Source organism: Microcystis sp. M_OC_Ca_00000000_C217Col, from assembly GCF_007095585.1.
Lineage (GTDB): Bacteria > Cyanobacteriota > Cyanobacteriia > Cyanobacteriales > Microcystaceae > Microcystis > Microcystis panniformis.
Genome location: NZ_SFBV01000051.1, coordinates 1 through 17,637 on the forward strand (window position 1 = coordinate 1; position 17,637 = coordinate 17,637).

General features: G+C 39.6%; 20 protein-coding genes and 1 pseudogene. 4 read left to right on the forward strand and 17 right to left on the reverse strand.

The features are described from left to right. From EWV66_RS03115 to pdxH, 12 genes and pseudogenes are all read right to left on the reverse strand, one after another. Positions 1-365 (reverse strand): DUF3782 domain-containing protein (locus EWV66_RS03115; RefSeq protein ID WP_287115897.1); only part of this gene is annotated, 365 nt, incomplete at its 3' end. A gap of 95 nt (positions 366-460) precedes the next feature. Further along, on the reverse strand, positions 461-655 hold the full coding sequence (locus tag EWV66_RS03120; RefSeq protein WP_185237301.1) for a hypothetical protein: 195 nt from the start codon (positions 653-655) through the stop codon (positions 461-463). Beyond that, on the reverse strand, positions 648-1,049 hold the full coding sequence (locus EWV66_RS03125) for a type II toxin-antitoxin system VapC family toxin (RefSeq protein WP_272079358.1): 402 nt from the start codon (positions 1,047-1,049) through the stop codon (positions 648-650). The genes EWV66_RS03120 and EWV66_RS03125 overlap by 8 nt, the downstream gene beginning before the upstream one ends. Next, positions 1,028-1,249, reverse strand: coding sequence for a hypothetical protein (locus tag EWV66_RS03130; RefSeq protein WP_002780145.1), 222 nt, complete (start codon positions 1,247-1,249; stop codon positions 1,028-1,030). The genes EWV66_RS03125 and EWV66_RS03130 overlap by 22 nt, the downstream gene beginning before the upstream one ends. A gap of 27 nt (positions 1,250-1,276) precedes the next feature. Then, a pseudogene (locus EWV66_RS23975) lies at positions 1,277-1,771 on the reverse strand (PIN domain-containing protein). Then, on the reverse strand, positions 1,755-2,045 hold the full coding sequence (locus EWV66_RS03140) for a UPF0175 family protein (RefSeq protein ID WP_287108644.1): 291 nt from the start codon (positions 2,043-2,045) through the stop codon (positions 1,755-1,757). Before EWV66_RS03140 ends, EWV66_RS23975 begins: the two are co-directional and overlap by 17 nt. Positions 2,046-2,127: 82 nt before the next feature. Continuing rightward, entirely contained in the window at positions 2,128-2,397 is a 270-nt protein-coding gene (locus EWV66_RS03145; RefSeq protein WP_002787830.1) for a type II toxin-antitoxin system RelE family toxin, read from the reverse strand. Further along, the gene (locus EWV66_RS03150) at positions 2,390-2,638 is read right to left on the reverse strand and encodes a type II toxin-antitoxin system Phd/YefM family antitoxin (protein ID WP_002739617.1); all 249 of its coding nucleotides are present in this window, start codon (positions 2,636-2,638) and stop codon (positions 2,390-2,392) included. The genes EWV66_RS03145 and EWV66_RS03150 overlap by 8 nt, the downstream gene beginning before the upstream one ends. A gap of 162 nt (positions 2,639-2,800) precedes the next feature. Then, positions 2,801-5,401, reverse strand: coding sequence for a CHAT domain-containing protein (locus tag EWV66_RS03155; protein ID WP_287115900.1), 2,601 nt, complete (start codon positions 5,399-5,401; stop codon positions 2,801-2,803). Then, positions 5,395-6,102 carry a COP23 domain-containing protein gene (locus EWV66_RS03160; protein ID WP_287108648.1) on the reverse strand — a complete coding sequence of 236 codons (708 nt, stop codon included), beginning with the start codon at positions 6,100-6,102 and terminating at the stop codon, positions 5,395-5,397. The genes EWV66_RS03155 and EWV66_RS03160 overlap by 7 nt, the downstream gene beginning before the upstream one ends. A 69-nt stretch (positions 6,103-6,171) precedes the next feature. Next, on the reverse strand, positions 6,172-6,429 hold the full coding sequence (locus tag EWV66_RS03165; RefSeq protein ID WP_287108650.1) for a trypco2 family protein: 258 nt from the start codon (positions 6,427-6,429) through the stop codon (positions 6,172-6,174). A gap of 231 nt (positions 6,430-6,660) precedes the next feature. Beyond that, complete coding sequence (pdxH, locus tag EWV66_RS03170; RefSeq protein ID WP_052275645.1) at positions 6,661-7,305, reverse strand: pyridoxamine 5'-phosphate oxidase; 645 nt, start codon at positions 7,303-7,305, stop codon at positions 6,661-6,663. A 51-nt stretch (positions 7,306-7,356) separates the two neighbouring features. On the opposite strand from pdxH, the gene EWV66_RS03175 reads away from it, so the two are divergent. Continuing rightward, a complete protein-coding gene (locus EWV66_RS03175) occupies positions 7,357-8,142 on the forward strand; it encodes a segregation/condensation protein A (RefSeq protein WP_052275644.1) in 786 nt (261 codons plus the stop codon). 51 nt (positions 8,143-8,193) lie between these two features. Here EWV66_RS03175 and EWV66_RS03180 read toward each other — a convergent pair whose 3' ends face one another. Then, positions 8,194-9,678 carry a polysaccharide deacetylase family protein gene (locus EWV66_RS03180; protein ID WP_287108652.1) on the reverse strand — a complete coding sequence of 495 codons (1,485 nt, stop codon included), beginning with the start codon at positions 9,676-9,678 and terminating at the stop codon, positions 8,194-8,196. Between the two features lie 267 nt (positions 9,679-9,945). Here EWV66_RS03180 and EWV66_RS03185 point away from each other — a divergent pair, with 267 nt between their 5' ends. Both EWV66_RS03185 and EWV66_RS03190 read left to right on the forward strand, forming a co-directional pair. Further along, a complete protein-coding gene (locus EWV66_RS03185) occupies positions 9,946-11,253 on the forward strand; it encodes a hemolysin family protein (protein ID WP_052275642.1) in 1,308 nt (435 codons plus the stop codon). Positions 11,254-11,289: 36 nt separating this feature from the next. Beyond that, on the forward strand, positions 11,290-12,108 hold the full coding sequence (locus EWV66_RS03190; protein WP_052275641.1) for an Rpn family recombination-promoting nuclease/putative transposase: 819 nt from the start codon (positions 11,290-11,292) through the stop codon (positions 12,106-12,108). A gap of 35 nt (positions 12,109-12,143) precedes the next feature. On the opposite strand, the gene EWV66_RS03195 is transcribed toward EWV66_RS03190, so the two are convergent. Then, entirely contained in the window at positions 12,144-13,481 is a 1,338-nt protein-coding gene (locus EWV66_RS03195; RefSeq protein WP_052275640.1) for a proton extrusion protein PcxA, read from the reverse strand. 78 nt (positions 13,482-13,559) lie between these two features. Between EWV66_RS03195 and EWV66_RS03200 the strand changes: the two genes are divergently transcribed. Next, positions 13,560-15,650, forward strand: a complete 2,091-nt coding sequence (locus tag EWV66_RS03200) for a PD-(D/E)XK nuclease family protein (RefSeq protein ID WP_072923676.1) — start codon at positions 13,560-13,562, stop codon at positions 15,648-15,650. Positions 15,651-15,913: 263 nt separating this feature from the next. Here the strand turns inward: EWV66_RS03200 and EWV66_RS03205 are convergent, their stop codons facing one another. From EWV66_RS03205 to EWV66_RS03215, 3 genes are read right to left on the reverse strand one after another with little or no spacing between them, the layout of a single operon-like run. Then, complete coding sequence (locus EWV66_RS03205) at positions 15,914-16,312, reverse strand: helix-turn-helix domain-containing protein (RefSeq protein WP_002787811.1); 399 nt, start codon at positions 16,310-16,312, stop codon at positions 15,914-15,916. 46 nt (positions 16,313-16,358) lie between these two features. Continuing rightward, positions 16,359-17,183 (reverse strand): hydrogenase nickel incorporation protein HypB, encoded by an 825-nt coding sequence (gene hypB / locus EWV66_RS03210; protein WP_072923682.1) that lies wholly within the window; start codon positions 17,181-17,183, stop codon positions 16,359-16,361. Continuing rightward, complete coding sequence (locus EWV66_RS03215; RefSeq protein WP_052275638.1) at positions 17,174-17,518, reverse strand: hydrogenase maturation nickel metallochaperone HypA/HybF; 345 nt, start codon at positions 17,516-17,518, stop codon at positions 17,174-17,176. The genes hypB and EWV66_RS03215 overlap by 10 nt, the downstream gene beginning before the upstream one ends. Positions 17,519-17,637 lie beyond the last annotated feature (119 nt).

Genomic DNA, 17,637 nt, shown 5'->3' on the forward strand with positions numbered 1-17,637 from the left:
ACATCAATTTCTAGGTGTTGTCCATCTTTACTGACTCGCACACTGGGACTGATAACTTCCATACCAAACCGTTGTCTGAGAATCGTTTCCATTGAGGGAAGGGCAAGTCCTTCGGTAAAGCTGCCGAATTTTGCCCCTAATCCCCCAATTTGCTGACCTAATTCTTTGAGTTGTTTGTCAGTCTTCTTCTGTTGTTGGGCGTTTTCCTTCTGTTGTTTTTCCTTCTGTTGTTGACTAACTTCCTTCAATAGTAGGTCAGTCTCCTTGAGTTGTTTGTCAGTTTCTTTTTGAGCAGCAGTTAATTCGGCCTGAGCAGTCGCTAATTCGGCTAAGAGTCTCCATACGTCTTCTGATGTAGTTGCCATAGATAATTTTTTTCCCTCTAATTTGGTCTATTACTATTTTACTGAATTTCGCCGATTAATTATTAATTAATCATTGTTAATTAATGGGACAAGAATCACCGCCACCAGCGACTAACATCCCTAATCCCTTGATACACTTCTCTTAAGGCGACCTCTCCCCCAAAATGAAGGATTAAAGGCGCTAAATTGGGAATAGAATTAACAATTATCTTCATTCTCTTTGATTTTTTGACTAATTCATGACTGGTTCGCTGAACGCTGGAAAATGCTAACGTTGATGGGTTATTCATTTGACAGATCATAGAGTTCTAAGCCTTGAATAAAACAAAAATCTCTCAAATTCAATGTATATAGCTTAATATTCTGCACTAATGCTGTTGAGGCAATGATAGCGTCAGGGATGTTGAGTTTGTGACTGAGGGAGTAGGTTTCCATTAAGTTAATAAATTGATTGGATATTGCGACATCTACAGGAAAGGTATGTAGCAATCCGAGATGTCTTTTGATTTTGTTGAGTTCATTTTTATTGATTGATCCATAATATAATTCGGCTTGAGTAATAGAACTAATGGCTAGTTGATTTAGTCCAATATGGCGAAGCTCTTCGATAATTCTATGGTTGTTTTTATAGAATTCAATGAGGATATTGGTGTCACATAAAATCATCGGTTTTCTTCTCGCCATGCTGCTTCACGGATAGATTTAGGGGTAATATCCCTGTCTTCCCACAGTCCTGCTAAGGCAAAGAAATCTTGCTCGTTATCAGATAATGTTGTTTGATCTTCGATGATTTCTACGGAGTCAACAAAATCTAAAGCAGTTAAAATTTTAGAGAGTGTTTCTGCTTTTTCTTGGTCACGAATGTGTACGATTAGTTGTTTCATGGTAGTTTATTTTGCATTGAGTTGGTATTAATGATCATTGTCTAATTCTGTTTTTAGCCAATTAAGAATCGGAGAACTAATACGAATTCCATAATCAACTAACTGTTGTGATAAATCTAAAATTTCTTGTTTAGATAGATAACCTGCATAAAAACCAACCAAGAGAATTCCTAATGTTCCTTTGACGGGTAATTTCATTGCTTTGGCAACTCTTCTTGCTAATTTCTCATCTATAATTACCCAGTCTGGTTTGATTGAAATTGCCAAGAGAATAACTTCTAATTCTCCTCGATCTAATCCTAGTAATAGCGGTTCAAGAGGAGATGATGATGCAACTTCTTGAACTTGAATCCAATTGGCATTTTTGAGTTCTTTTGCCCCCGGTTTATTATCTCCAGCGATGACAATTTCTTGATAAACTGCTCAAGGAATAATCACTTCATTAAATAGCTGATTAAGAAGGTCTAATTGATTAATCAAAGATAAGGCGATGATCGGTGTAGAATTAACAATTATCTTCATTCTCTTTGATTTTTTGGGCTAATTTACGGCTGGTTTGTATCTCTGATTCCCATTCTTCTGTTGTGTAATCAATAATGGAAAAACCATACTCAGAGAGAAGTGTATAAAATGTATATTTATCGCATCCTAATACTTGTGCGCCGATTCCTGCTGAAATTTTTCCTTCTTGATAAAGATGCCCTAATGTATAAATTATGACTTTACGAGAGAATGCTTCTTTTTCTTCTCTGGCGGCAATGAGAAGTTCTTCGGGAAATGTTACATTAATGCTCATGAGTGTTTAAAGATAATTTGTTTTTCTTGATTTTAGCAGGAATAATATCGCTAATTAATTGATGGTTGATAATTAAGATTCTCTATATTGTTCTCTTTAGTTGTTTATAAATTTCATCATCGTTTCGTTTGTCAATCAGCAAGATTTCTATTGTTTGCTCCTCAACACGATAAACGATTCGATATTCACCAATATCGGCTCTATGATAAGAGTATCCTTTTAACTTTAGAGAATCTTGGGGATAGGGATTTGTTCTCAGTTCGGTTATTTTTGTGGCTACTTGTTTGGCGTGTTTATCTGGCAGTTTTTTTAAGCGTTTAGTTGCCTGTCGAGATAGGTTAATCTTAAGCATTTAAAATTTCTGACAGTAAAGCCTCACTTTCTGTTGTTCCGATAAAACCTTCTTGATGAGCTTTTTCTGCCTGTAAAGCCAAAAGTTGATTTTCTAACTCGGAAAATCTCTCAAATTCCTCGATTGACAGCACGACTGCAACATTACGTCCCTTTTTTGCTATCTTTACTGGTTCTCTTCGAGCCAAGTCTAACAGTTCGCCAAAGCGATTTTTTGCTTCTGAGGCTCCTAATGTTTTCATAACTAACCTTTATAGAAACTAGCCATTATGACCATTTTAGCTATTATAGCAATTATTGACAGGAGAATCACCGCCACCAGCGACTAACATCCCTAATCCCTTGAAACACCTCTCTTAAAGCAACCTCCCCCCCAAAATGAAGGATTAAAGGGACTAAATTGATTAATCTAAAGCATTAGTTGGTTTTTCTGCTTCTCCAAATAAAACGAAAGCAGACCATAAGCCAGGATTTTCATGTTTTTTCATAGTGTTTAACATTGCTTGCCGTAATGCTTTGGCTTTGTCTGGATCATTTTGAAGATTTTTATGAAAATTGATCATTAACTCGTCAGATGGTGAGTCAGGAATTTTCCACAAAGAGACTACAATACTAGGCACTCCTTTTTTCATAAATTCATTAATGAAACTAGAACTACGATAATCACCCAATCCAGCTAAACCCGTTTCACAAGCACTTAAAACGACCAATTTTGCGTTGAAAGTGGTTTTAGGATTAAAAATTGAATAGGAAACCAAAAAACCATCTTCTAAATTATAGAAGTCGCAATCACTGGGGGAATCTCCTACACAGGAAGAGCGAGCGGGAGTTAACGCTAATACTGAGTCTCCCCTAGAAGTATAAAATCCATGAGTGGCAAGATGAATAATGTCGGCATTCTGCATTTTTTTAAGAACAATTTCTCCTGTCGCATCTTTTCCAATTAACGGTTCTGTTTGATAAATCTTGGCAATTTCTCTGGCTTCATTTTCTGTTCCTTTTAACTGCCCAAGTTTTTGAGGTTTAATATTACGAATTTCACTATATTCTTGACGACTTTCATCAATAGCAGGTAATTTAATGGTCGGCATGATAGGATTGCCTACGATAAGAGCATCCTGCTGACTATTTGATACTTTTGAATAAGCCTCATTATGAAGCATTTTTAAAATTTTGATTGAAGGCGCGTAATAGATAGTATGTTTTTCGATCAAGTATTTCCCTTGAGTATCTCTTAACGCAGCAAAGGGAACTTTCAATAATTGACTATCTGGAATAAATACCACATGATCATCAGGATTTGTTGGTAATATATCTGCTATTGGCTCAATTAATACTTGATTTAATTTTTGTAAACATTCAATAGATCTTTGACAATATTTATTTGACAAAGAAGTAATAATTTGGGGTATATCTGTTCTTCCATTTTCTTGATTAATTAGTCCATAATTAACTTGAATTAAATCCTTTAGAGAGGGAATGTTATCAATTTGAGATTGAGCAAATTGTGATTGTTTTTGGTTCTGACACCCAACAGTATTTAAAACTAAAATTACTCCAAAAAAAAGAATAGCTAATTTTTTATTTTGAGATTTGGCAAAAATCAGCAAAACCAATATTGTAACTATAAAATTAAAAATGAATAAATTGAGAAAATTCCGCTCGATAGATAAAACTGACGATAGGTTATCTTGGTTAAATGCTATTTTCGCTGTCTTGTTAGATAAATTTACCTGGCGAAAATAAACATTGCTATCAGGAGTAACTACCCAAATTAAAAGTTTATCATCTTCATGTAATGAGTATTCGACAATGGTTGTATTTTTGACTCTTGCTATCTTTTTAAAGTCATCAATAGTCATTCTGGGTTCATTTTTTAACTTTTTTAACTGTTCTTGTCTTTGTTCTTCTGAAAGAGCGGAATCAGCCCAATTACGGAGCAGATTGAGAGAACGTCCCAAATCAGATATTTCTAGTGCTTTTTCATATTTATTTTGCTTGATTAAAACATTTTCATAATCCTTAAGACGAGATAAAGACTCAAAAGGAAGATTTTCAAATGATTGATCAAATTTGCTTTCAGCTTCATGAAGACGACCGATTCCAGCTAACATTGCCCCTTCTTTGGCTAATGATGAATCTGAATCATATCTAAATGTTCTCATGAGATATTTCGCATATTTATCCTTCATAAAGTTAAAGTCATTTAAAGCGGACTTATAATCATCAACAGAATTAGTATGACTAGCCAACATCAAATTGAGATCATTAATTACTGCAACTAATTCCCCAATAGTTAAGACATGAATTCCCCAGCGTAAAGGGTAGCCAGTTTCCTTTATTGAGTTTGATTGAGTCTTAAGCCCATTTTTTAAACTCTTGATTAACTTTCGATTTTCTTTAATGCCTTCTTTCTTCATTACCTTATAAAGTGATTTAATCACTGATATATCCGTTTCTGGATAATAGACCATCATATTATTTGGGTCTTCTACTAATGGATTATTTTTGTATTGTGCGGCAAATTCTTTGTTAAATACTTTAAAGTAATCGCCACAATATTTTACAATTTCTTTATCTCTTGTTATCAAATCGGCAAGCCTAATATTATAATCACATAAGCGTTCGTTGGCTTCTTGAATTAAATCACTTATCATTCGTTTGCCTTGATAATGCTGAGGGTCTGGATAACTATCCTTGGAATATTTTTTATACACAGATAATTTATACTCTGCGCGTTTAATTCCTTCTTCAATAAGCTTAATAGTTTCAGGATTATTCGTATCTATTGTTTGAACTGCACTGCTTCCTGCCTCAAAAATAGGCAATGGTTTCTTCACAATCGCTTGCATTTCTTTTGTCGTCTGTGCCAACGTTAAAGAACATCCAAATGGCAATGATATAGCGATACAAATATAAACAAAGACAAGGCTTGTCAATTTATGGAGTTTCATAATTTCAAATATATTTGAATGAGTAATAAAATTCAGAATTATTTTTACCAAGCAGGTTTTTCCGAACTTTTTTCGGTATTCTTTTTAGATTTTGGTGAAGGAATAATTGAAGAAATATCATAAAAAACTCGTTTTCCTTCCGCAAAAGTCTTAGGTGGTTTTTCTCCCCTTAAAACAGGAGGCTCTTGACTAGGTAATTCGTGGCGATTTAATAGCTCTTTTAGAACATCATCAGGGTTATCTTTCGATTCTAAAGTAATTAATAAATCCTCCTCATGGCAAACTGAATTTTCTGATTTAACAGCACATATTACAGGTACTTCCTTATTGGGAACCCACGTTTCTAATGTAGCAACTAATCGTGAACGTTTTAAGCCATCACGATCATAAATTCTTTGGAATCGCCGAGAAACTTCCTTACACCTTTTTAGCGGTGGCCAATTATCACCAAAATGATTATTATCTAGCTTCCAAAGAATAATTGGAATCGATTCATCACCCGTTGCAATTGTTGCAGGAAAACTTTTCCCATTGTATTCACTTTCTCCACAGGAAAACGTAACTTTTGACGCTGGAGACTCCGAGTGAACTTGACGAGGAGAAACGTTTGTTTTCTGGGGTTCTGCTTTGAGAGAAGGATCAGGTGATGGCTTAAGTACAGATATTAGTCCAGTCACCGCAACAATAAATGTTGCAGCCGCAGTCAGAATAGCCACAACACCAGCACCAACATTATTTTTGTTATCGCTCATTAATTGATTACCTCTTTAGAAAAGATTCTTTTGGGGTGATCACCTCTTTTATTGTATATCTCTTATCCACTATTGGCAAAAGCTTAAAGGAATTTTAATTTTATGGGTGATCGTATCTTTATTGGTGACACCCCCACCCATTTCTACTACCCAAAATTTCAGCCCACCTTTGCCTTCTTTCGACTGCTCAACCACAAATTGAACCTCTAATTCAATGTTACCCACTTCAAAGCGAATCTGCTCACCCTCAGAGGCTAAAATAGATTTACTCAGTTCAACCCGCAATGCTTCTAAGGTTTCTCGAAGTCCAACTTTATTGATGTCCATAATTCTCTAGTTATTTTTGAAGGATGCAAACAAAAACCCTTTCAATTCTATCGTTTTTCTGAGACTTTAGGGCAGAGAGATTGCCTTTATCCAATTGATATAATAGCCCAACCCGATCGCTAAGGTAAGCGCGGGTTGGGAAAAGACATCGACCTAATATTATCTCAAGACTAAAATGACAAATTGAATTAGCATCGAGCTATTTTGCCAATACAAGGTGTCAAAATAAAACTAAGGAGCTAAACGTTGCCTTTGCCAACTGCCATCTTCTTGACGATAATAACAGAGACGATCGTGGAGACGACTGGGGCGACCTTGCCAGAACTCGATTAAACTAGGAATTAGGCGAAATCCGCCCCAATGAGGAGGACGGGGAACTTCACGACCAGCATATTCTTCTTTTAGTTCTGCTAGGCGTTTTTCGAGGATATCCCGCCCCGAAATCACTTCACTTTGATTGGAGGCCCAGGCCCCTAAACGGGATTCCCAGGGACGGACAAAAAAGTAATTATCCGATTCCTCCTCGCTGATTTTTTCTACAGTTCCCTCGATCCTAATTTGCCGTTGCAATTCTCCCCACCAAAACACTAGGGCTGCATTGGGATTGGCGATTAATTCCTGTCCTTTGGCGCTGTGGTAGTTGGTAAAGAGAACAAAACCGAGAGGATCGAAGTCTTTTAACAGTACCATGCGGGCCCGGGGTTTACCCTCCGGGGAAATAGTGGCTAAAGTCATAGCGTTGGGTTCTAATCTTCCCGAAGATACCGCCCGTTCTAGCCATTGTTTAAATACAATGAAAGGATCGGCAGATGTTTCTGACTCTAGCAATTCTTCAAGATTGTAGTCCAAACGCAGGTCAGCGATCGATATGTCCATGGTTTTGCTTGCTAAATTCTATCCTTTGAGATCCTACAAGATTCTACAATCATGACTATCACCTCGGCCAGTGATGCGATCGCCTCTCTTTTAGAAATGGCGGAACAGGGAGAAATTGACCCCTGGGATGTGCAGGTTATTGATGTGATCGATCGCTTTTTGGCAGAATTGGGGTTATTAAATGATCTAGATTTAGCCATGGCCCAGGCTAATTTACCCCAATCGGGACAGGCTTTTTTATGGGCTTCCATGTTAGTTTTATTTAAGGCTGATACCCTAGAAAGATTGTCTTTAGACCAGCAAGAAGAAAGTCTGATTGATGAGGAAATTAGCGACTTAGAAAGAGAATTAAGAACTTTACCCCGTTATCTAGAAAATCATATTCGCCGTCGTACTGCCGCCCCACCACCGCGAAAAAGACGGGTAACTTTGCAGGAGTTAATCACTCAATTACAACAGATTGCCCTAGAGATTGAAGCTTTACCGAAACTGGCTGTAGTTGTCCCGAAACCCCGGCCCCAATCCCGACGGGAAGCGGTACAAATTATCACGGAATTGGCCCACCAAGAAAACCTGACGGAATTGGCAGCGGAACTGGACTTTTTTTTGCAGAGAAAGTTTTTTCAATTGGAGAAAAAGGAGATAGAGTTTGAGTATTTATTAGATTTATGGCAAGCAGAAAAGCCCTCTAGTCACTCGGCAACACAGGAAAAGGTGGCGATTTTTTGGGCTTTACTTTTACTGGCTTCTCAATCAAAAGTGGAATTAAAACAAGAGGATTTTTATCAGGATTTGAGTATTTCTTTAATTACTTCATCGGCGAACATCCCTTGCTAGTATAAATATACTAACAGGGCGCAGAATCTGCGCCCTAGATACCTTACTATCTTAGCGGGTTAAGGCCGCGCCTCTTTCGTACAAAGTGCGGGCATAATCGGTCCAAGTACCCTGGCCCCAATAACGGAAACAACTGGTTTGCACGAGCAAATTATAAAGCAGTGCTTCCAGATAATCCGGTCGTCGGGTAAAACTAGGATCCGCCTGTACTAAAGGATCATATTTCTCGTGGAATTGAGCGCTTAATTGGTTCATCGGTTCGAGGACATTTTCGTAACCGCGCACCCAACTGAGATCATTTGTCCAAGATGCCCCATCCATGCTAAAACGGTAGTCGGACTGTTTTAAATCAGCGATCGCCTGTTCCACTGCTTCCGGGGTAGCGGCATCGGGATTAACTCGCTGCCAGATTTTATGCTGGTGTACGGCTTGAATTGGGGGATAATCTTGGGGATTAACGCCAGCCGCCTCGATTAACTCCAGATATTCCGTACCGTTAAATCCTGCCACACTGGAACCCCCCCGCATTTCCCGCCAAGGATTGGGAAAATCGCGAGGAAATTCATTCATCATCACGCCACCATTTTCACCGTCGGCAATCTGGGAACCTAGGGAAGGAACCCAAACGCCGCCGATTTGCTGTTTACCGCGGCATTTAGCCTCGTGGTAGGGTTGCATTTGGGCGACTAATTTGGTGTCGGAACCCTGGGTTTTAATCAAAGCAGTAATCGCAATCACTTCACCCCGAGAATTGCGGGCCACCAGGCGATTAGGAATATATTTTTGTTCCTGACTCAATCCCGAACCGTCGAGATTTTCCACCGAGTGTTCCTGTACCAATAACCAACGATAGCCGCATTCTTTCAGGGCTTTAATATACTCGTAGAGGGTATCGGGATGGTTAGGAAGGTGCATTTCTGGGGGAGAGAACCCTTTGACTCGTTTCAGGGCATCCGGCCCAAAAATCGAGGCAAAATAGGTTTGCCATGCTTGCATCTGTAATTTTAGATCGGGAATCGGTGTGGAAGGAGCCACCGCATGACTCCACATCGTCCCCAACCATTCCACATAGGGTTGATATTGACTGTTACAGGTGATTAATTTGAGTTTATCGAGGATATCCTGCCGTCCCATCTGTACCAAACCCCAGAGGAGATTGCCGGAATAATCGAGCATAATCCGGGGATTACAGCCTTCCGCCACCAATTCCGGGATAAAATCGCCCATGCGACTGTAACACCAGGCAAAAACGCTGGCATTATGGTTATCACCATCCCCCTGATTCTCGAACATATGCTGGAGATTGCAGATTAATTCACCATTAACACCCGCGGGGATGGTGGGTTGGTGCATATGCAAGGCACAGGCAAAACCAGCCTTGATATGGTCTAATTGGAGATTTGTTGTCGGTAAAAAGATCGGATCATCGTGATTGACAATCGCCGCAATTTCCTGTTCCCAACCGCAAATAGTCGGTAGTCCGGGGCGGATTTCCGTGATAGCGTTCGATTTCGATGATACGGGTGTAGCGATCATAATTTTTCAGGCGAATAGATTGAGATAGTTTGTCCCCACTCTCCCAGGGACAACTTTTTTTGCTGGCAACAGGTCACTCCTGACTGTTCACTGCTAACTGAGCTAAGAGTGCGGACTTGATCCTATCCCATTTATACTGGGAGTAACCCCCTCCAGACACAAGCCTTCGTAACTCGTTAAAAATCAAGATGATTCTTTACTGAACTTAACCGATCCTCGCACTATGATACAAACAACTATCCGCCCTTTTACCTGTAAATTTTAACCATGTTCTCGGCGACTACCGAAATTCTTGTTATCTTCTTCCTCATCCTCCTCAATGGAGTCTTTGCTCTCTCGGAAATTGCCATTGTCTCGGCCCGCAAAATCCGTTTGGAACAATTAGCCAGAGATGATCGACGGGCGGCGGTGGCCTTAAAATTGGCCAATGATCCCAATCAAATTTTATCGACGGTGCAGATTGGCATTACCCTAGTGGGTATCTTTGCCGGGGCCTACGGAGGAGCTAATTTATCGGTCAGTGTGGCGCAATTATTGGCCCAAGTTCCTGTTTTAGCCCCCTACAGTCAAGCTTTGGGATTAGGATTAGTGGTGTTAATTATTACCTATCTATCCCTAGTGGTGGGGGAATTAGTGCCGAAACGGTTAGGTTTAAGTAATCCTGAAAAAATCGCTATCCTCGTTGCTGATCCTCTGAATAGGTTATCAAAAATTGTTTCGCCCGTTGTCCATCTTTTGAGTCAATCGACTAATCTGATTCTCGGTTTGTTGGGGATTAGCGGTAATAATAATGATTCCCCAATTACGGAGGAAGAATTGAAAATTATGCTTAAACAGGGAACCGAAGCGGGAACCTTTGAGGAAGCAGAACAGGATATGGTGGAAAGGGTGTTAGGATTGAGCGATCGCCGAGTCAGTCAGATTATGACCACGCGTCCAGATGTTGTTTGGTTAGATTTGGAAGATAGTGCCGAAATTAACCGCCAGAAGCTAATTGAGAGCAATCATACCCGTTTTCCTGTGTGTCAGGGCAGTTTAGATGAGGTTTTGGGGGTAATCGAAGTCACAGACTTATTGGCCGATTGTTTAACCGGTGAAAGTTTCGATCTAACGAAGGATTTACAGCAGCCGCTTTTTGTGCCGGAAAGCACTAGGGGTTTAAAGGTTTTAGAATTGGTACAGCAAAGTGGCCATCATATTGCCTTGGTAGTGGATGAGTACGGGGTGATTCAAGGATTGGTGACGCGCCAGGATATTTTAGAGGCAATTGTCGGCGATTTACCCCAATTAGATAATATTGAAGATGCTCAGATCGTGCAGCGGGAAGATGGTTCTTGGTTGATCGATGGCACAGTGGCGATCGAAGATTTTAAAGAATTATTTGAAATCAGTGAATTACCCGGGGAAAAACAGGGGAATTATCACACTTTAGGGGGTTTTATTATTACCCATCTTGGCCGGATTCCGGGGGCTGCTGATCATTTTGAATGGCAAAGGTTGCGCTTGGAAGTGGTGGATATGGACGGTAATCGCGTCGATAAGGTGTTAGTCACGCTCTTGTTGGATGATTTGTAAGTAATTGTTAGTAAATATCTAGATTTTTTCAAGCTTGTGAAGACCGATACAATTTTTTATCAACTCTTGCAAACTTTTCCGGGGTTAATTTTTGAATTACTGGGAGAATCAACCCAGAAAGCTGAAAATTATCAATTCTCCTCCCGAGAAATCAAAGAATTAGCGCGTCGTTTTGACGGTATTTTTTTACCGACCACAGCAGCACCGGAACTAATTATTTACTTTGTTGAAGTGCAATTTCAGGATAAAAGCGATTTTTATTGGCGATTTTTAACAGAAATTGTCATCTATCTCAATCAGTATAAACCCGTTCAGGATTGGATGGCTGTAGCTTTATTTGCCTCCAGGGATATCGACAATAATTTTCCCTATCAACTACGGGGATTTGAGATAACGGGACAGATCAGACGTATTTATTTAGATGAATTAATCGATAGTCCAGATCCGTCTCTGGGTTTAGGAATTATTCAGTTAATCGTCGCTACACCCCAATTAGCACAGCAACGAGGAAAACCACTTTTAGAAAAAGCGATCGCTGAAATTGATGATCTAGTTTTCCAGCAAAAAGTTGTAGAATTAATTGAAAGAACCTTGGCCTATAAATTTACTAATCTTAGTCGCACGGAGTTAGAAGCTATGTTCGGATTAGATGATCTCAGACAAACTCGACTTTATCAAGAAGCTAAAGAAGAAGGTCGTGAAGAAGGTCGTGAAGAAGGTCGTGAAGAAGCTAAAACTGAAGCGATTGCTGGTTTACTGGCCTTAGGTTTAAGTATAGAACAGATTGCCACTGCTTTGCAATTAGAACTTACCAAAGTACAAGAGACAGCAGCAAAATTATCCTTCCCAGATTAGAAGGGTAAATTATCAAGTTTCTCCCCGATTTTACCCTATTCATTCATATTACGATAGGTAGCCACTGCTGAGGGAGAAATGCGATTGAGATAACGGAAAATCCAATATTTTAAGACTGTATCCAAGATAACGGGAAAAGTGGCGATAAAGAGAAAATTAAACTCGCGATTTTCCGGTAAACCGAAATGACGACTTAACCCTTCTAGGATCACTTCCCAACCGTGGGGAGAGTGGAAACCGACAAATATATCGGTAAAGAGAATAATTAAAAAAGCTTTAGCTGAATCGCTAAGATTATAGAGAATGCCATCCAGAAAAGACTTGACAATCTCGATTTCCCGACGACTAAAAGCGACAACAAAACCAAAGGCAATCAGGGAACAAATATCGGCGAAAATATTAGCGATCGCATTTAAACCTCGTTGGCGAAATTCTTCACTTAGTACCGCAGCTTTTTTGGTAATTTCTCCCTCGATTTCTTCGTTAGATAATTTGGGTGCTAAACCAATCATACCTCGAAAATGTAAAGCTTCCTCAAATCTTCTCAATTCCGAAAAAGCTTCTTCTTCTAAATCCTGATTGATAAAAATAAACTGTTCCTGTTGTTGGAAATATTTATTAACCAAGGGGGTAATCAGGAAAGTTTTGGTTAATTGCTGGGTTAATAAAGGAACAATAATTAACAGTAAAATAAACTTGAGTGAAATGGCTGTTTTATAACGAGAATTGCGAAATTTCTTTAAAACTGCCTCCTCCGATTCCTCCGCTTGGGGATCAATTTCCTGTTTAATGCGGTTAAAAGTATTGACAAAAGAACGGGGTAAAACCCCCGGTTTTTCCGTAGCTTTTTGGGATTTATTACTTTTGATTATTTCCTCATCTTCAATACTACCCGCTGCTAAAAAAGAGCGATTTCTAGAAGTCTTATTTTTGGCTGTTTCCTGCTCAAAATTTCTGTTCTGGATACTTTTGGGAACATCTTGAATATCTTCTTGCCAATAATTATCTTGATATTTTCCGATAATACTATCGATAAACTGAAGTTTTTTCAGACAAACATCTGTGGTGACAGTAATCACCCCATTATTAATTGTCGGTTGATTAGGTCCGAAGGTATTAACGATTGATCGACTAGCTTTAAACTCCGTCAATCTGACTTTAATTTTTTGCAGATAACCTTTAACTTCTGCGATAAAATAGGAATTAGTGCTGCTGCCATAATTCGAGAATTCATTCGCCACTTTTCGCCCTTGAAAATGCTTATCTTCTATTTCCTTAATCTTCAAAGCTGCATGATAGGCCTCATCTAAAGAACGTTCAGGAGTTTGTAATAACCATTGATTAACACCTTGCAAAATCCGATTAAGATTCATAGGAAACAATTACTTCCACAAGGGAGAAAAGCTAGAGTACCGATCAGTTATCTTAACAAATACAATCGAGAAAAAACGATGTCAATCATACCAATTTGGATCGAAGGTGGCACGCGATCGGGAAAAACCACCGCTTTAGTCGGGGAATTTCGGCGCTGGGTGTCTCGCGATCGCTCAAAATCATCCCCCCTTCCTCGATCGATCTTAGTTTTCGCTGCCAACGATGATAATAAACGGGAATTAGCCGATCAATTAGCCATTGCTGTTAGGGGTAGCTATCCGATTCTCTGCAAAACCCCTTTAGGTTTTCTCACCGATGAAGTCATTCTGTTTTGGCCGTTAATTTTCGAGTTTTTGGAGCTAAAAGCGCAATTTCCCCGCCGATTACGCCCAGAAACGGAGCAGGAACTCGCCACCCGTCTCTGGCAACCAGCAATCGCTGAATTCTTCCAGCTTACTAGCATAAATGAATATCGTTTCGTCCGTCAAGTTCTCGATTTGTTACAATTAGCCGGCGCTAGTGGTGTTCCCGCAGAAAAGATACCCGAAAGATTAGCCGACGGATTATCAGAAACAGATCTAAAACGAGTTTTAGCAATTAATGAGCAGGAAATACCAGAAAAAGTGGGAGAATTAATCATTCAATGGCGTGATTGGTCTCTAGAACGTGGTTTATTAAGTTATGGTATCATCTACGAACTCTATTGGCGCTATTTATTCCCTGATAGTCGTTATCAACAGCAACTATTAAAACGCTTCCGGGGAGTTTTTGCGGACGATGTGGACGATTATCCAGCTATTGCCAAGGATTTACTCAGTTTTTTCCTCGATCATGATTATTTTAGCGTTTTTACCTACAATCCCCAGGGAAAAATTCGCTTAGGATTAACTGCCGATCCCGATTATCTACAAAAATTAGCGGCACGCTGTCAAATTATGTCATTATCTACCACTGACGGGTTAGCTGCTCAGTTTAGCGAGACGGTTCTCTCCTTAATCAGCGACGGTAACTATCTTGGCAATCTTCCCGATCAATTCATCTCCCTGCAAACCACCTCTCGCGCCGAATTGTTACGGAAGACAGCCACAGCTATTATTCAAGCAGTCAAGCAAGGAGCAGTAAAACCCGAAGAAATCGCCGTTATTGCCCCTGGTTTAGACGAAATCGCCCGTTATAGCCTGATGGAAATTTTAACCGGTGCTGGGATAGCCGTTCAACCCCTCAACGAACAACGACCCCTGATCAGTTGTCCTCTGATTCGGGCATTATTGACCCTTCTCGCCCTTGTTTATGAAAATTTGGGGCGTTTAGCCCCCCAAGAGGCTATAGCGGAAATGCTGGTGATTTTTAGCCGTTATCGCTGGGATGAAGAACAAAATTTAATTCCCGATATCGATCCAATCCGCGCCGGATTAATTGCCGATCATTGTTATCAAGTGGATCTGGAAAATCCCCGTTTATTAGCGATCGAAACTTTTCCCCGTTGGGATCGCTTAGGACAAAAAGCTTGTACTGCCTACGAAAGAATTTGTCACTGGATCGAAGGGATGAAAAAACGGCAGCAAGAAGCCAAACTTTTCCCGATTTTTGTCTTAAATCAAGCGATCGAAGAATTATTAAACGATGGGGAAAATTTGCCCTTCGATCACTTGGCAGCTTTGCGAGAATTAATGGAAACTGCCCAACATTTTTGGGAGATTGATCGCCGTTTGCGTGAGAGTGAACCCTCTTTTCAAAGTCCCAGCGAAACTATTAGTCAGTTTATCCAACTTTTGCGTCGTGGCACAATCACTGCTAATCCCTATCCTGTGCGACAATTTATTAAATCTTCCCCGGCAGTTACCCTAGGCAATATCTTTCAATATCGTTCTTTTCGTTCTAGTCATCGTTGGCATTTTTGGCTAGATTGTTCCTCCCCACTCTGGGAACAAGGAGGTGCTTCCACTCTTTTTGCTGCGCCGATTTTTTGGCGAGAAAGTCCCTATCAACGCTGGACAACGGAAGCAGAATTAGAGGAAAATCAGGCACGTTTACAGAGAATTTTAAGGGATTTATTAGCAAGGGTAAGCGAAAAAGTTATCCTCTGTCACAGTGATTTAGGAGTATCGGGAACTGATCAAACCGGACAACTTTTATCTTTAGTACAAGCGGCAAAAGAATATGATTAAGCACTAGAACAAAATTAACTTCTTGGTTAGGAAATGCAAAAGGGGAAATAAATAATCAGTTTTTAATAACTAGATTTAGTATAAGGCCTTTTGGGGTTGTCAATTAAAAGCTACCAACTCCGAACCACACAAGGGTTCTATCCAGCGCTCACAGTTTTGCTGATCCGCTAAACTTTTGATTGATGATACCAGTTTAGTTTTGATACCTTGACATTTAATCGGGGGAACAATGACGGCTGTTTTCATTAAAAACTAATAGAGAATTAAATGAATACACTGGGGGAAACATTGAAAATCTCTCCTAAAATTTTCCCTTGAGCTTTACTAATCGATCGCTTGCCATTAACAATCTCAGAAACCACCCCCTTAGAACCAATTTTACTAACTAAATCAGCTTGTTTCATGTTGTTAGCTGACATTAAGTGTAATAATACTTCCTGCGGTGAAGCTGGTTCTGGTTGAGGTTGTTTGGCATCAAAATCCTTAATAATTGTCGCCATTAATTTAACCATCGCGGTTTCTTCTGGTAGTCGATCCTGTTTACTAATTAGATTAAGAAGAAGATGACGAACTTGTTGATATTCTTCCTCATTTTCAATGATTTTAGGTTGAAATTTAGTCAACAGTTGATTATAAATATTGTCATCAAGTGCTAGGGTCATTTTTCTTTCGGTTAGACTGAACTTTTTGGGTGTGTTACTACTTAACTTAAACCAGTGATGTTAACCAACTGTACCAAGCATCTAAACCTTCTCCAGTGGTAGCAGAAACTTGAAAAACTTTCAGATTGGGATTAACTTGATAGGCGTAATCTAAACAGCGATCGAGGTTAAAATTAACGTAGGGCAGTAGGTCTATTTTTGTCAAGATCATGACTTGAGAAGCGTGGAACATATAGGGATATTTAATCGGTTTATCTTCTCCTTCGGTGACGGAAAGAATGACGACTTTTGCATTTTCTCCCAAATCAAATAAAGCAGGACAAACTAGATTACCAACATTTTCGATCATGACTAAAGAATTCATCGGTGGATCGAGTTCGATTAATCCTCTCTCTACCATTGATGCTTCTAAATGACAACCTGTTCCGGTGTTAATTTGGATAACCTGACAACCGGTTTCACTAATTTTTTGAGCATCATTAGCTGTTGCTTGATCTCCCTCAATGACACTGATAGGAATAGCGGTTTTTAAATCGGCAATTGTGCGAGTTAACAGGGTAGTTTTTCCCGAACCGGGGGAAGAAACCAGATTAAGAGCAACAGTTTTTCTCCCCTTCAACCAACCGCGATTTTGTGCCGCTAATAGATTATTTTTTGCCAGCAGGTTTTGCTCAACTTGGAGAATATTACCATGAATTTGAGCGTGAATTTCCGCAGGATGATGGGGATGCTCATGCTCGTGAGCGTGAGCGTGAGCGTGATGGCTATGACTAATAACAGTACCATCGGCTAAAATATGTTCATGGGTTCCCGTTTGCGGATTAGTTACCGTTACTTCCGAGTTATCAGAACAACCACAGGTTACACACATAAGGATTCTGTCTCCAAGGATTTGAGATTTAATTCTTGACCCTGTAAAATGACTATATTGCGACTACCACATTGATCGCAGATTCCGTAGGGATATTCTAGTTCTAGCTTATTTTCGCAATCTTGGCACTGTCCTAAACCAGAAATTTCCAGAATCTCTAACATTGCCCCCTCTATATTAGTACCTTGACAACAGGTGTCAAAACAAAAAGCGATCGATTCTGGCATAATTGCCGTTAGTTTACCAATCTCTAACACCACGCGCTTAACTTTCATTCCTCGGGAATGTTCTAAGGCAAGTTCGATAATATTTTGGGTGATTCCTAGTTCGTGCATTTTCAGTTATCAGTTATCAGTTATCAGTTATCAGTTATCAGTTATCAGTTATCAGTTATCAGTTATCAGTTATCAGTTATCAGTTATCAGTTATCAGTTATCAGTTATCAGTTATCAGT